Annotated in this window: 11 protein-coding genes; 2 read left to right on the forward strand and 9 right to left on the reverse strand. The window is 64.1% G+C overall.

Annotation, left to right across the window (positions count from 1 at the left end):
* Positions 1-275 precede the first annotated feature (275 nt).
* A complete protein-coding gene (polA, locus tag EJ068_RS09155) occupies positions 276-3,239 on the forward strand; it encodes a DNA polymerase I (protein WP_189341935.1) in 2,964 nt (987 codons plus the stop codon).
* A 222-nt stretch (positions 3,240-3,461) separates the two neighbouring features.
* Here the strand turns inward: polA and EJ068_RS09165 are convergent, their stop codons facing one another.
* The 8 genes from EJ068_RS09165 to EJ068_RS09200 all read right to left on the reverse strand — a co-directional run bounded on the left by EJ068_RS09165 (position 3,462) and on the right by EJ068_RS09200 (position 11,394).
* On the reverse strand, positions 3,462-3,866 hold the full coding sequence (locus EJ068_RS09165; RefSeq protein ID WP_042640862.1) for a Fur family transcriptional regulator: 405 nt from the start codon (positions 3,864-3,866) through the stop codon (positions 3,462-3,464).
* A gap of 149 nt (positions 3,867-4,015) precedes the next feature.
* Positions 4,016-5,062: an L-glyceraldehyde 3-phosphate reductase gene (mgrA, locus tag EJ068_RS09170; RefSeq protein WP_127250044.1), complete on the reverse strand. Its 1,047-nt coding sequence runs from the start codon at positions 5,060-5,062 to the stop codon at positions 4,016-4,018.
* Between the two features lie 167 nt (positions 5,063-5,229).
* On the reverse strand, positions 5,230-6,372 hold the full coding sequence (locus tag EJ068_RS09175; RefSeq protein ID WP_128314685.1) for a Gfo/Idh/MocA family oxidoreductase: 1,143 nt from the start codon (positions 6,370-6,372) through the stop codon (positions 5,230-5,232).
* A gap of 5 nt (positions 6,373-6,377) precedes the next feature.
* On the reverse strand, positions 6,378-7,130 hold the full coding sequence (locus tag EJ068_RS09180) for a sugar phosphate isomerase/epimerase (RefSeq protein ID WP_127250046.1): 753 nt from the start codon (positions 7,128-7,130) through the stop codon (positions 6,378-6,380).
* 31 nt (positions 7,131-7,161) lie between these two features.
* Positions 7,162-8,259 carry a sn-glycerol-3-phosphate ABC transporter ATP-binding protein UgpC gene (ugpC, locus tag EJ068_RS09185; RefSeq protein ID WP_127250058.1) on the reverse strand — a complete coding sequence of 366 codons (1,098 nt, stop codon included), beginning with the start codon at positions 8,257-8,259 and terminating at the stop codon, positions 7,162-7,164.
* Positions 8,259-9,191, reverse strand: a complete 933-nt coding sequence (locus tag EJ068_RS09190; protein ID WP_126081163.1) for a carbohydrate ABC transporter permease — start codon at positions 9,189-9,191, stop codon at positions 8,259-8,261. The genes ugpC and EJ068_RS09190 overlap by 1 nt, the downstream gene beginning before the upstream one ends.
* A complete protein-coding gene (locus EJ068_RS09195; RefSeq protein ID WP_126081162.1) occupies positions 9,184-10,077 on the reverse strand; it encodes a sugar ABC transporter permease in 894 nt (297 codons plus the stop codon). The genes EJ068_RS09190 and EJ068_RS09195 overlap by 8 nt, the downstream gene beginning before the upstream one ends.
* A gap of 78 nt (positions 10,078-10,155) precedes the next feature.
* A complete protein-coding gene (locus tag EJ068_RS09200; RefSeq protein ID WP_128315351.1) occupies positions 10,156-11,394 on the reverse strand; it encodes an ABC transporter substrate-binding protein in 1,239 nt (412 codons plus the stop codon).
* A gap of 385 nt (positions 11,395-11,779) precedes the next feature.
* Between EJ068_RS09200 and EJ068_RS09205 the strand changes: the two genes are divergently transcribed.
* Complete coding sequence (locus EJ068_RS09205) at positions 11,780-12,823, forward strand: LacI family transcriptional regulator (RefSeq protein ID WP_127250048.1); 1,044 nt, start codon at positions 11,780-11,782, stop codon at positions 12,821-12,823.
* Here EJ068_RS09205 and gndA read toward each other — a convergent pair.
* Entirely contained in the window at positions 12,820-14,247 is a 1,428-nt protein-coding gene (gndA, locus tag EJ068_RS09210) for an NADP-dependent phosphogluconate dehydrogenase (protein WP_127250049.1), read from the reverse strand. The genes EJ068_RS09205 and gndA overlap by 4 nt on opposite strands.
* Positions 14,248-14,336: the final 89 nt, after the last annotated feature.

The following is a 14,336-nucleotide window of genomic DNA, read 5'->3' on the forward strand; positions in this document are numbered from 1 at the left end:
GTTGCGGCAGCCCGGAGAGGGGGGATAGGCTGCCGCAGTTTGCCCGGGATAGGCGGGGGACGGGCCTTGCTCCGGACTTCGGCGAAAACTGCCGATAACGTGTATTTGGGTCTGTGAACGTGGCGATTCAAGGGCATGAAACTTACACTTTTGTAACATGCCCGTGAGCGCCCGAATTCCGGCCGGACAGGATCTGTCAGGGGTGTTGCCCGAACCGGTGGGTTCCGAAGCCTTTGGCATGGACCGCGAAGGCTGGCCGCGCTATCCCTGCCGGCATGAAAAAAGGCGACCACCTCTTCCTCGTCGACGGCTCCGGCTACATTTTCCGCGCCTACCACGCGCTGCCGCCGCTCAACCGCAAATCCGACGGCCTGCCGACCAGCGCCGTGCTTGGCTTCTGCAACATGGTTTGGAAGCTGATGCAGGACGCCCGCAACACCAATGTAGGCATCGTGCCGACGCATTTCGCCGTCATCTTCGACTATTCCTCGAAGACGTTCCGCAGCGATCTCTACCCGGAATACAAGGCGAACCGCTCGGCGCCCCCGGAAGACCTGATCCCGCAATTCGGACTGATCCGCCAGGCGACCGTGGCCTTCAACCTGCCCTGCATCGAGATGGAGGGTTTCGAGGCCGACGACATCATCGCAACCTATTGCCGGCTCGCATGCGAGGTCGGCGCCGACACCACCATCATTTCCTCCGACAAGGACCTGATGCAGTTGGTCGGCCCGACGGTGGGCATGTACGACCCGATGAAGGACCGCCAGATCGGCATCCCCGAGGTGATCGAGAAATGGGGCGTGCCGCCGGAAAAGATGATCGACCTGCAGGCGCTCACCGGCGACTCGGTCGACAACGTGCCGGGCGTGCCCGGCATCGGGCCGAAGACCGCGGCGCAGCTTCTGGAACAGTTCGGCGACCTTGACGGACTGCTGGCGCGTGCCTCCGAGATCAAGCAGGACAAGCGGCGCGAGACCATCATAGCCAATGCCGACAAGGCGCGCATCTCGCGTCAGCTGGTGAAGCTGAAGAACGATGTGCCGCTGAAGGAGGAACTGGACGACCTGGTGCTGCACGCGCCGGACGGCCCGAAGCTGATCGGCTTCCTGAAGACCATGGAATTCACCACGCTGACGCGACGCGTCGCCGAGGCGACCGCGACCGAGATCGGCGACGTCCAGGCTTCCGCCGTCATCGTCGAACGAGCCGATGCCGCGCATGGCCCCGATATCGGCGCCGGAGCGCCACCGCGACAGCCGGCGCCTCAATCAAACGGCAACGCAAAATCCGCCGCGCCTGTCACAAGAGGCGAGGACGCGCCGCCGCAAGGCGACACCCCATCGCTCCTCTCCGCGCTGCGGCTGGAACAGGCGACGGCGCGCAAGATAGACCCTTCGGCCTATGGCGCCATCCGCGACGCGGCCGCGCTGAAAGCCTGGATCGGCGAAGCCCGCGACGCTGGCATCCTCGCCTTCGACGCCGAGACCAGCTCGTCCGACCCGATGCAGGCGGATCTCATCGGCCTGTCCATGGCGATCGCGCCCGGTCGCGCCGTCTACGTGCCGCTTGCCCACAGAAACGGCAACGGCGACCTGCTTGGCGGCGGGGTGCTGGAGAACCAGATCCCGGTCCGCGAGGCGCTGGCGCTGCTCAAGCCGCCGCTCGAGGACCGGTCGGTCCTGAAGATCGTGCAGGACATGAAATATGACATCGTCGTGATGAGCCGGCACGGCATCGAGGTCGGACCATTCGACGACACGATGCTGATCTCCTACGTGCTCGATGCAGGCACGTCCGGCGGTCACGACCTCGCCTCGCTGTCGGAGAAGTGGCTGGGCCACGCGCCGGCCTCGAAGAAGGAGCTCGCCGGCTCGGGCAAGAGCGCCATCGGCTTCGACCAGGTCGATATCGAGCGCGCGACCGCCTATGCCGGCGAGCAGGCCGATCTGGCTCTGCGGCTGTGGCAATTGCTGAAGCCCCGGCTCGCCGCCAAGGGCCTCGTTTCCGTCTACGAGCGGCTGGAACGGCCGCTCGTGCCGGTGCTTGCCCGCATGGAGCAGCGCGGCATCTCGGTCGACCGCCAGATCCTGTCGCGGCTGTCGGGCGAACTGGCGCAGGGCGCCGCCCGCGTCGAGGAAGAGATCTACGGCATCGTCGGCGAGCGCATCAACATCGGCTCGCCGAAGCAGCTCGGCGACATCTTGTTCGGCAGGATGGGCCTGCCAGGCGGCTCGAAGACCAAGACCGGCCAGTGGTCGACCTCGGCGCAGCTTCTTGAGGACCTGGCCGCCGAAGGCCATGAGCTGCCGCGCAAGATCGTCGACTGGCGTCAGCTCACCAAGCTGAAGTCGACCTATACCGACGCGCTGCCCGGCTTCATCAACCCCGGCACCAATCGCGTGCATACCTCCTACTCGCTCGCCGCGACGACCACGGGCCGCTTGTCATCCTCCGATCCCAACCTCCAGAACATTCCGGTGCGCACGGCCGAGGGCCGCAAGATCAGGACCGCCTTCATCGCCGAGAAGGGCCACAAGCTGGTCTCGGCCGACTATAGCCAGATCGAGCTGCGCGTGCTTGCCCATGTCGCCGAGATCCCGCAGCTCAAGCAGGCCTTCGCCGACGGCGCCGACATCCATGCCATCACCGCGTCGGAAATGTTCAACGTGCCGGTCGAGGGCATGCCTTCGGAGGTGCGCCGGCGCGCCAAGGCGATCAATTTCGGCATCATCTACGGCATTTCGGCCTTTGGCCTCGCCAACCAGCTGTCGATCCCGCGCGACGAGGCCGGCGCCTATATCAAGCGCTATTTCGAGCGCTTCCCCGGCATCCGCGACTATATCGAGGAAACCAAGGCCTACGCGCGGGAAAACGGCTTCGTGGAAACCATCTTCGGCCGGCGCATCCACTATCCGGAGATACGATCCTCCAACCCGTCGGTCCGCGCCTTCAACGAGCGCGCCTCGATCAACGCCAGGCTCCAGGGCACCGCAGCCGACATCATCCGCCGCGCCATGGTGCATATGGAAGAGGCGCTGGAGAAAGCGAAACTCTCGGCCCGCATGCTGCTGCAGGTGCATGACGAACTGATCTTCGAAACGGTGGAAGCGGAAGTCGAAGCGACTATTCCCGTCGTGCGCCGGGTCATGGAAAACGCGCCGATGCCGGCGGTCTCAATGTCGGTGCCGCTGCATGTCGACGCCCGGGCGGCGGATAACTGGGACGAGGCGCATTAGGCGGCATGCCGAGAGGCGCCGCGATCCGTCGCCCCCCTCTCTGTGCTGCCGGACATCTCCCCCTCAAGGGGGGAGATTGGCGGTTCCGGCGCCGGCGCTCGTCTTGCAACGTTTGAAGATTGGCGAAAGCCGTGACTACGGCTGATCTCCCCCCTTGAGGGGGAGATGTCCGGCAGGACAGAGAGGGGGGCTCCGCGCCGGCGTCAACCGGCTAGCTGATACTTACGCAGCCTCGGCCCTGCACTTCGCGCACACGCCGCGAAACTCGATCACCGCCTTCTTGGCCGCGAAGCCCGTCGAGCGCACCCATTCGTCCAGCCGGTGGCCGACGTCGTGGTCGGACATCTCGGTGACCTGGCCGCAATTGTCGCAGATGGCGAAGGCGGTCATCGAATGGCTGTGGTCGTGCGGCTCGGCGCAGGCGACGAAGGAATTGAGGCTTTCCAGCCGATGCACGAAACCGGACTTCACCAGCGTGTCGAGCGCCCGGTAGACCTGCAGCGGGGCGCGGAAACCGCGCTCGCGCAGCTGGTCGAGCAGCGTATAGGCGCTGAGCGGCCCGCTGGACGCCTCGAGCTTCTCGAGCACGCAGAGCTGGTTCTTGGTCAGCGCATCTCTTGCCGTCATCTTGTTCGCCCAATCGACGCTTGCACGCGCGACCGCATGCCAAGGACTTCAATTTCCCCTGAGATAGCGACGAACGAGCGATTTTGCCACTGTTTCCGCAGCGCGTCTCCTCAGGCACAGGTCGGGCGAGACGGTTCGCCGGCTAACCGCTACTTGCGCGGCGGCCCTTTGCGTTCGGCCGAAGCCGCCCAGAGGTTGATGTCGGACTCACGCGCGTAAGTATCGATCTCGGCAAGCTCGGCATCGGAGAACTCGAGCGCCTTGAGCGCGCCGACGCAATCCTCGACCTGTTCCGGCCGGCTGGCGCCGATCAGGGCCGTGGTCACGCGGCCCTTGCGCAGCACCCAGGCCAGCGCCATCTGCGCCAGCGTCTGGCCGCGGCGAGTGGCAATGGCGTTGAGCGCCTTGATGTTGGCGATCGACTTGTCGTTGATGAAGGCCGGCCTGAGCGACTTGCCCTGGGATGCGCGGCTGCCCTCGGGGAGGCCGCCGAGATATTTGTCGGTCAGCATGCCTTGCGCCAACGGCGAGAAGACGATCGAGCCGATGCCCAGCCCCTCCAGCGTGTCGAGCAGCCCGTCCTCCTCGACCCAGCGGTTGAGCATCGAATAGCTCGGCTGGTGGATCAGGCAAGGGGTGCCGAGCTGCCGCAGAATATCGGCCGCCTCGCGCGTGCGCTGCGAGTTGTAGGACGAGATGCCGGCATAAAGCGCCTTGCCCGAGCGCACCGCGTGGTCGAGCGCGCCCATGGTTTCCTCGAGCGGCGTTTCCGGGTCGAAGCGGTGCGAATAGAAGATATCGACATAGTCGAGCCCCATCCGCTTGAGGCTCTGGTCGAGGCTCGCCAGCACATATTTGCGGCTGCCCCATTCGCCATAGGGACCCGCCCACATCTCGTAGCCCGCCTTGGTCGAGATGATCATCTCGTCGCGATAGGCGGCGAAATCGGTGCGCAGGATCTCGCCGAACGCGGTCTCCGCCGAGCCGGGCGGCGGACCGTAATTGTTGGCGAGATCGAAATGCGTGATGCCGAGGTCGAAGGCCTTGCGCACGATCGCCTGCTTGGTCCGGTGCGGCGTATCGTTGCCGAAATTGTGCCACAGCCCGAGCGAGATCGCCGGCAGCTTGAGGCCGGAGCGGCCGCAGCGGTTATAGATCATCTTTTCGTAGCGGTTCTCGGCGGCGACATAGGGCATGGGAAAAATCCTCGGGATCGAAGCGGCGCCGCGAGCGCCGCTAGAGCATGAAGCCGAAAAGTGCGGAGCGGTTTTCGGGCGACTTCATGCTCGGCTCAGGGGTCAATTGAATCGATGCTTGCCCCTACCCTTACCCCCTCCCCGCCGAAACGGGGAGGGGTTGCCACCTAGTTTTTCTTGGCCAGCAGCGCCTTCGCGTCCTTGACGCCGAGCGCGGCCGGCCGCTCGCAGGTCGTCTGCATGGTGACGTATTTGCCGCTTTCGCCGGAACGCAGGATGCCGGTCATCACGTCGACGGCGTGCAGCGCCAGCTCCATCGAGCAGCGGTGCGGCCGCCCTTCGGCGATTGCGATCGCCATGTCGGCAAGACCGGCGGTGCGGTAATTGGCCATCATGCCCTGGCCGTGCATCTCGTTCGGCACGCCGAACGGGTGGTTCCATTTCGGCAGCTTCTTCACCGGCTTGGCCGCGTCGGTGAAGCGTACCTCGCCGCCGAAGAAATTCGGGTCCGGCACGAAGGCGGTGCCCAATTCGCCATAGAGCTCCATCGGCGCGTGGCCATGACTCCAGACGTCCCAGGAGGTGTTGAGCGTTATCACCGCGCCGTTGGCGAATTCGAGCAGCGCATGGATCGTGGTCGGCGTGTTGACCGGGATTTTTTCGCCCGCGCGCGGTTTGGAGCTGATCGTCCGCACCTTCGCCGGGGTCGTTGCGAAGGCCGCCACCTGTTTCACCGGCCCGATCAGCTGGATCAGGTTGGTGACGTAGTAAGGTCCGATGTCGAGCACCGGGCCGGCGCCCGGCTGGAAAAAGAAGTCCGGATTGGGATGCCAGTGCTCCATGCCGTGGCCCATCACATGACAGGTGCCGCTGGTGATCTTGCCGAGCTTGCCGCTGTCGATCAGCTCGCGCGCCAGCTGGTGCGCGCCGCCGAGGAACGTATCCGGCGCCGAACCGATGCGCAGGCCCTTCTTCTCGGCCCGTTTCTTGAGGTCGAGTCCTTCCTCGATCGACAGAACGAAAGGTTTTTCCGAATAGACATGCTTGCCGGCGTCGAGCGCCTGCCTCGACACTTCGTAATGCACCGCCGGAATGGTGAGATTGACGATGATGTCGATCTCGTCGTCCTTGAGCAGATCGTCGACCGTCTCGGCACGGAGCTTGAATTCCTTCGCCCGTGCCTTGGCCGCATCCATGTTGATGTCCGCGCAGGCGCGCATCTTGATGCCACGGAACAGCGGCGCCAGCGAGAAATATGCCTTCGATATGTTGCCGCAGCCGATGACGCCAACGCCAAGCTTGTCTGCCATTTCGATTACTCCTGCCAGCTCTTGGCTGCCGCGATCGAGCGACGGGCATAGCGCTCGATGTCGTTGGGGTTGTCCTGTTCCATGATGAAATACTGCGCCGCGCTTTTTGCGCGCAATGTCTTGAAAAGGCTCGCCCAGTCGATCGTGCCGTGGCCGACGTCGGACCAGCCGTCCTCGTCCAGTCCCTCGCCCGGCTTGGCGATATCCTTGACGTGCACCGCGACGATGCGCTTGCCGTGTTTTTCGATCCAGGGCAGCGGATCGGCGCCGCCGCGCACCACCCAGGCGACGTCCATTTCCCAACCGATGTCGGGTGCGGCGGACAGGATGTGGTCCTGCGGCAGCGAGCCGTCGGCAAGCGCCTTGAACTCGAAATCATGGTTGTGCCAGGCAAAGCCGTAGCCGGCCTTTTTCGCCGTCTCGCCCACCTTGGCCAGGCGCTCGCCGAAGCCGCGCCAGCCGGCGGCGTCGGAAGGACGCTGGTCGGGCATCAGATAGGGGCAGACCAGCAGCGTGATGCCGAGCGCGTCGGCGATCTTGCGCACGCCGCCGAAGTCGTTTTCCAGCGCGTCGATCGACAAATGCCCGGTCGGCATCGCCAGCCCGTTCTTGTCGAGCTCGGCGCGGAAGGCTTTCGGGTCGTCATAGACGCCGCCGAAACCCTCCACTTGCTTGTAGCCGAGCTCGCCGAGCATTCTCACCACGCTGTCCCATGGCTGGAAATTGCGGGCGCTGTAGAGTTGGAATGACCAGTTCATCTGTCCTGTCCGTTCGGTTGGTCCTGGGAGATTAAATTCGGTTGCCTGTTTGAGCGTCGAAGAGCGAGGCGCGCATCGGATCGAAGCCGACGCTGATCGGATCCCCGTTCTTCGGCGTGCGTTCGGAGGTGACGCGCACGGTGAAGTTCTGCCCGCCGAGTTTCAGCCACACCAGCGTATCGGAACCCATGGGCTCCACGACCTCGACATTAGCCGTCGCGGCGAAGGGCCAGCCCGTGCCGCTGTTGAAGGCGACATGCTCGGGCCGGATGCCGAACACTGCGGGGCCTGGCGCCGGCTCCTTCTCGAAGGCATAGGTCGCAAGCGGGATGCGTACATCCTCCACGGCAAAGTGCCAGTCGCCGCCGTCCTTCTCCAGCCTGCCGTCGATGAAATTCATCGCCGGCGAACCGAGGAAGCCGGCGACGAAGCGGTTGACGGGGCGGTTGTAGATCGTCTGCGGCGCATCGAGCTGCTGGATCACGCCGCCCTTCATCACCGCGATGCGATCGGCCAGCGTCATCGCCTCGATCTGATCGTGGGTGACGTAGATCATCGTGTTCTGCAGGCGGCGGTGCAACAGCTTGATCTCGACGCGCAATTCCGAACGCAGCTTGGCGTCGAGATTGGAGAGCGGCTCGTCGAACAGGAAGACATCGACGTCGCGCACCAGCGCCCGCCCGATCGCAACGCGCTGGCGCTGGCCGCCCGAAAGCGCCGAGGGCTTTCTCTGCAAAAGCGGCTCGATCTGCAGGATCTCGGCGGCGCGAGCGATGCGTTTGGCGATCTCGTCCTTCGGCACGCCGGCGACACGCAGGCCGAAGGAAAGGTTCCTTTCCACCGTCATCTGCGGATAGAGCGCGTAGGACTGGAACACCATGCCGATGCCGCGATCCTTCGGTTCTTCCCAGGTGACGTTCTTGCCCTTGATGAAGATGCGGCCGTCCGAAATGTCGAGCAGACCGGCGATGCAGTTGAGCAAGGTCGACTTGCCGCAGCCGGACGGTCCGAGCAGCACGATGAACTCGCCCTCGGCGACATCCAGGTTGAGCGTCTGCAGCACCGAGACGGCGCCGAAATTGAGCGACAAGTCCTGGATCGAAACGCTGGGATTGGCGATGTCCATCATCATCCTTTCACCGCGCCGGCGGCAATGCCGCGCACGAAGAGCTTGCCGGAAACGAAGTAGACGATGAGCGGAACCAGCCCGGTCAGGATGGTTGCGGCCATGTTGACGTTGTATTCCTTCACGCCTTGCACCGAATTGACGATGTTGTTGAGCTGCACCGTCATCGGATAGGTGTCGGGGCGCGTGTAGACGACGCCGAACAGGAAGTCGTTCCAGATGCCGGTCACCTGCAGGATGATGGCGACGACGAAGATCGGCAGTGACATCGGCAGCATGATGCGCAGGTAGATGCCCCAGAAGCCGGCGCCGTCGACGCGCGCGGCGCGGAACAGCTCCTCCGGCATCGAGGTGAAATAGTTGCGGAAGAGCAGCGTCAGGATCGGCATGCCGAAGATCGAATGCACGATCACCAGCCCGGTCAGCGAGCCGTAGATGCCGATCTCGCGCAGGATGATGACGATCGGATAGATCATCACCTGATAGGGAATGAAGGCGCCGACGATCAAGATGATGAAGAAGGTGTCGGCGCCCTTGAAGCGCCAGTTGGCCAGGGCATAGCCGTTCACCGAGGCGATCGCGATCGAGAGCAGCACCGACGGCACGGTGATGCGCACCGAATTCCAGAAGCCGCGCGACAGCCCGTCGCAATTGAGCCCGGTGCAGGCGGTGGCCCAGGCCTTCACCCAGGGCTCGAAGGTGATCTCCATCGGCGGCGAGAAGATGTTGCCGAGGCGGATCTCGGGCATGCCCTTCAGCGACGTGACGATCATCACGTAGAGCGGCAGAAGATAGTAGAGCGCCACCACGATCAGCGTGCCGTAGAGGAAGATGTTGCGGCGCGACAGCACATGCCGCGGCTTCGGGCCGCTGGGGCCGGCGGCATCGCGCCTGAGCGCTTCGGCGCCGGGGGATAGGGAGGCGACGTCAGCCACGTTTCTTGCCTCCGAATTCGAGATAGGCCCAGGGCACGATGACGATCACCACCGAAAGCAGCATCATGGTCGAGGCGGCGAAACCCTGGCCGAGATTCTGGGCGAAAAACATGTAGTCATAGACATATTTGGCCGGCACTTCCGAGGCGATGCCGGGGCCGCCGCTGGTCTGCGCCACGACGAGGTCATAGACCTTGACGATGCCCGCGGCGATGATCACCAGCGTGGTGATGAAGACCGGCCGCATCATCGGGATGATGATGAAGAGATAGGTCTTCCAGGCGGGGATGCCGTCCACCCTCGCCGCCTTCCAGATATCCTCGTCGATGCCGCGCAGGCCGGCGAGCATCAGGCACATGATGAGCCCCGTGCCCTGCCAGAGCGCCGCGATCGAAATGCCGTAGATGACGATGCTGGAATTGTAGAGCGGGTCGAAGCTGAAGCTTGTCCAGCCGAGGTCGCGCACCACGCGCTGCACGCCGAAATCCGGATTGAGCAGCCATTGCCAGACCAGCCCGGTGACGATGAAGGACAGCGCGAAGGGATAGAGGAAGATGGTGCGGAACGTGTCCTCGAAGCGGATCTTCTGGTCGAGAAGCGCCGCCAGCAGAAAGCCGATGACCAGCGAGAACACCAGCGAGATCGCGCCATAGATCAAGAGGTTCTCGATCGAGACCAGCCAGCGCGATGTCGACCAGAGCCGGTGGTACTGGTCGAGCCCGACGAAGTTGAGCCGAGGCAGGAGCTTCGAATTGGTGAAGGAATAGAGCACCGTCCAGGCCGTACCGCCGACGAACACCACCAGAGCCGTCAGGATCATCGGGATCGACGCGATCTTGGCGTTCAGGTTGCGGAAAAGCTGATTCGGGCGTTCGCTGTTGCTCATCTCGGCAGCCGGGCAATGAGACGTCAGGCTCCCGGCCCCGGATAGGCTGGGGTCGGGAGTTGGCGGGGGCGCCGTCGATCAGTCGGCCGACGCGATGATGTCGGCGAAGCGCTTCTGCGCGTCTTCGAGCGTCATGTCGGGCTTGGCGAAGAATTCGGAGAACAGGTCCTCCTTCTGCTTCTGGCTGTCCTGCGAGAGCAGCTGGTCCGTCCACGGCATGACGGCGCCCTTGGCGAGAATGGCGAGGCCCTTCTTCATGCAGTCGTTCGCCGTGTTGAGGTCGACGTCGCCGCGCACCGGCAGCGAGCCCTTCTTGAGGTTGAAGGCGACCTGGGTCTTGGGATCGAGCAGCGTTTCGGCCAACACTTCCTGCGCCTTGGACTTGTCGGCGTCCTTGAGCAGCGGGAAGTAGAAGGCGTCGCCGCCGGTGGCGATCACCTCATTCAGGCCGAGGCCGGGCAGGCAGGTATAGTCCTTGCCGGCGGTCTTGTCGGCGACCTGGAACTCGCCCTGCGCCCAGTCGCCCATGATCTGGCCGCCGGCCTTGCCGGTGATGACGAGATTGGTCGCCTGGTTCCAGTCCTGCACATTGGTGTTCTTGGCCATCTTGCGGGCGTCGTCCGCCGCCTTGAACACCTTGGCGATTTCGGGACCGGCGGCGAATTTGGCGTCCTTGTCCTTATACACTTTCAGGAAGGCGTCGGTGCCGCCAACCGCGGCCAGCAGCACGTCGAAGGCGCCCGATGCCTGCCAGGGCTGCCCGCCGACCGCGAGCGGGATGATACCGGCTTTCTCGAGCGCCGGAGCGGCGGCCACGAATTCATTCCAGTCCTTCGGCGTCGGCACGCCGGCCTTCTGGAAGGCGTCATTCGACAGCCACAGCCATTGCCAGGAATGGATGTTGACCGGCACGCAATAGATCTTGCCCTCGATGGTGCACGAGTCGAGCAGGCTCTTTGGCCGCACGATCTCGGTCCATTTGTCCTTGGTGGCGATGTCGGTGAGGTCGCGCATCAGCCCGGCCTGGACCAGTTCCTCGGCCTGGCGGCCGTGGTTGAACTGAGTGGCGCCCATCGGGTCGCCGCCGGTGATGCGGCTGATCATGATCGGCCGCGCCGTGCCGCCGGAGCCTGCGATGGCACCGTCGACCCAGTGATTGCCCGTGGCATCGAATGCCTTGGCAAGCTCGGCCACCGCCGCCGCTTCACCGCCCGAAGTCCACCAATGGGTGACTTCGAGGTCGGTCGCGGCCGCCTGACCGGCAAAGTTGAGCGCAACCGTCGCGGCAAAGGCGGCAGTCAGGAATTTGTATCGCATTTCGGCTTCCTCCCAGAATCTGAAACGTTACAGATTTTCGATACGGCAAATGGCCGGCATAGGCAACCCCTTGTCTTAAAGCGGCCTAAGATTTTTTCGAGGCGCGAACAAAATCCTTCTCTCAAAGCGCCAAAGCTGGTGCCAAAGTGATTGATCGTGGCTAAAACTGGTCCCAGATCGATATTTCTTTTTGATTCCAGGGACTTTGGGTTCATCTCCGCCCGCGGACTGCAAAGGTCGTGACCTTGCCGGCCAATCACGAAGATTGGCAATCTGTAACGTTTCAGTATACTGGCGCTCGCCGCGGGCAGAAGTCGCGCAGTCGTCAACGCCGCACGATTGCCGGCTGGCCCCGCGGCTGCTATGCGCCTGGCGGGCGGGACGAATGGATAGACGGGTAACGAAGAAGGGCGACGACGCGTCAGGCAAGGAGCGGCCGACGCTGAAGACGCTTGCCTTCATGACCGGGCTTGGCGTCACGACGGTGTCGCGTGCGCTGAAGGATGCGCCCGAGATCGGCGCTGAGACCAGGCGCCGCGTCCAGCTCGTCGCCAAACAGATCGGCTATCGTCCGAACCGCGCCGGCGTGCGCTTGAGGACCGGCAAGACCAACGTCATCTCGCTTGTGCTGAACACCGAGCACGAGCTGATGAGCTTCGTCTCGGACATCATCTACGGCGTCACCGAGGTCATCGCCGACACGCCCTATCACCTGATCGTCACGCCCTATTCGCGCTCGCAGGATCCGCTCGTCCCGGTGCGCTATCTGGTCGAGACGGGCTCGGCCGACGGCGTCATCATATCGCGCACGCAGCCCAACGATCCGCGGGCGCGCTACATGCTGGAGCACGGCGTTCCCTTCGCCACGCATGGCCGCACCGACATGGGGCTGGTGCATCCCTATCACGACTTCGACAATTACGCCTTTGCCGGCGAAGCCGTCCGCGCGCTGGCCGCCAAAGGCCGCAACCGGCTTGCCCTCGTGACGCCCCCGGTTGGCCTCACCTATTTCCGCTATACGGTGAACGGCTTTGCCGATGCGCTGAGCGAGGTCGGCGCCTCGGAGGTGCCCTTCAACACCGTCTCGATCGACCATACGATCGAGCAGATCAGGATGCGCACCGCCCAGCTCATGCGCCGAGACGACCGCCCGGACGGCATCATCAGCAGCGCCGCCGCGGCAACGCTCGCCGTCGTCGCTGGCATCGAGGATGCCGGCCTGAAGCTCGGCCGCGATGTCGACGTGGTGTCGAAACAGTCCTCGGAGGTGCTGCACCTATTTCGGCGGGAGCTGCTCGTCGTCAACGAGGATTTCCGGCTGGCCGGCTACGAGCTCGCCCGCGCCGTGCTTGGCTGGATTGCAGGCAAGGAACCCGGCTCGCTGCAGTCGCTGAGCAAGCCGAGTGAGGTCATGCCCTATCGGGGCTAGTGCCCCGCGCCGCTCCCCCACGGGCCATGGAAGGCGCCCTGCTCGCCGATGCGCTCAAAACCATGCGCGCCGAAGAAGTCGCGTTGCGCCTGGATGAGGTTCGACGTGCCGCGTCCTTGGCGATAGCTGTCGAAATAGGCCAGCGCCGAAGACAGCGCCGGCACCGGCGAGCCGGCCTCGGACGCCCTTGCCACGATACGCCGAAGCGACGGATGCGCTTCCTTCATCATCGCGATGAAGGCCGGCGCCATCAGGAGGTTGGTGGACGCGCTGCCCGAGCCGAAAGCCTCGGCCATCGTGTCCAGCATCTGCGAGCGGATGATGCAGCCGGCGCGCCAGATCTTGGCAATGGTCGGCATCGGCAGGTTCCAGTTGAACTCCTTGGATGCGCCGCTCATCACCGCGAACCCTTGCGCGTAAGCCGCGATCTTGCCGGCGAACAATGCCAGCTCCAGATCCTTGAGCAGCGCGGCCTTGTCGCCGGCAATCTTCTCGACGCCGATATCGCCATAAGCCTTTTCAGCCGCCTGCCGCTCGTCCTTGATCGAGGACAGCACGCGCGCCGCGACCGCCGCCTCGATGGCGGTGGCCGGAATGCCGAGCTGCTGCGCCTCGATGACCGACCATTTACCGGTGCCCTTCTGCCCGGCGCGGTCGAGGATGATATCGACCACCGGCTTGCCGGTCTTGGGATCGTCGGCGGCCAGCACCTTGGCGGTGATCTCGATCAGGTAGGAGTTGAGCCGGCCCTTGTTCCATTCCTCGAACACCCTGCCGATCTCCTTGGGCGCCATGCCGAGCCCGTCGCGCAATATGCCGTAGATCTCGGCGATCATCTGCATGTCGGCATATTCGATGCCGTTGTGGATGGTCTTCACGAAATGGCCGGCGCCGTCGTGCCCGAGCCAAGCCGCGCAAGGCTCGTCCTTGAACTTGGCCGAAATTGCGGTCAGCACCTTCTCGACGCGCTTCCAGGATTCTTCAGTGCCGCCGACCATAATCGAGGGCCCATGGCGGGCGCCTTCCTCGCCACCGGACACACCCATGCCGATGAAGGTCAGGCCCGAGCCGGAGAGTTCCGAGAAGCGGCGCATTGTGTCGCGGAAGTTGGCGTTGCCGGCATCGATGACGATGTCGTTGTCGGAGAGCACGCCGCGCAGTGCCGCGATCTGCTCGTCGACCGGCTTGCCGGCCAGCACCATGATGATGATCGGCCGCGGCGGCCGGATCGCCGCGGCAAGCTCCTCCAGGCTGTAGCAGGGAACGACCATGTCCTTCAGCGGACCGGCGCTCTCGACAAAGGCGTCGGTGCGCGACGGCGTGCGGTTGAAGACGGCGATGCGGTGCCCGTGCTCGGCGATGTTGAGCGCCAGGTTGGAGCCCATCGTGCCAAGGCCGATTAGGCCGATTTCGGCTTTTTCCATCGTTTCTTCCCTGCTTTCGAATGCTTGTTGTGGCCGCGTTCCGGGCGATGCCCACTGTTTCGCAAGATGAATGACGGGCCTTGGCGGCG

Source organism: Mesorhizobium sp. M2A.F.Ca.ET.043.02.1.1 (assembly GCF_003952405.1).
Lineage (GTDB): Bacteria > Pseudomonadota > Alphaproteobacteria > Rhizobiales > Rhizobiaceae > Mesorhizobium.

Bases quoted from the DNA above. Each gene is read 5' to 3' on its own strand.
- polA (WP_189341935.1), top strand. From the start codon at position 276: ATGAAAAAAGGCGACCACCTCTTCCTCGTCGACGGCTCCGGCTACATT.
- EJ068_RS09165 (WP_042640862.1), bottom strand. From the start codon at position 3,866: ATGACGGCAAGAGATGCGCTGACCAAGAACCAGCTCTGCGTGCTCGAG.
- mgrA (WP_127250044.1), bottom strand. From the start codon at position 5,062: ATGCCCTATGTCGCCGCCGAGAACCGCTACGAAAAGATGATCTATAAC.
- EJ068_RS09175 (WP_128314685.1), bottom strand. From the start codon at position 6,372: ATGGCAGACAAGCTTGGCGTTGGCGTCATCGGCTGCGGCAACATATCG.
- EJ068_RS09180 (WP_127250046.1), bottom strand. From the start codon at position 7,130: ATGAACTGGTCATTCCAACTCTACAGCGCCCGCAATTTCCAGCCATGG.
- ugpC (WP_127250058.1), bottom strand. From the start codon at position 8,259: ATGATGGACATCGCCAATCCCAGCGTTTCGATCCAGGACTTGTCGCTC.
- EJ068_RS09195 (WP_126081162.1), bottom strand. From the start codon at position 10,077: ATGAGCAACAGCGAACGCCCGAATCAGCTTTTCCGCAACCTGAACGCC.
- EJ068_RS09200 (WP_128315351.1), bottom strand. From the start codon at position 11,394: ATGCGATACAAATTCCTGACTGCCGCCTTTGCCGCGACGGTTGCGCTC.
- EJ068_RS09205 (WP_127250048.1), top strand. From the start codon at position 11,780: ATGGATAGACGGGTAACGAAGAAGGGCGACGACGCGTCAGGCAAGGAG.
- gndA (WP_127250049.1), bottom strand. From the start codon at position 14,247: ATGGAAAAAGCCGAAATCGGCCTAATCGGCCTTGGCACGATGGGCTCC.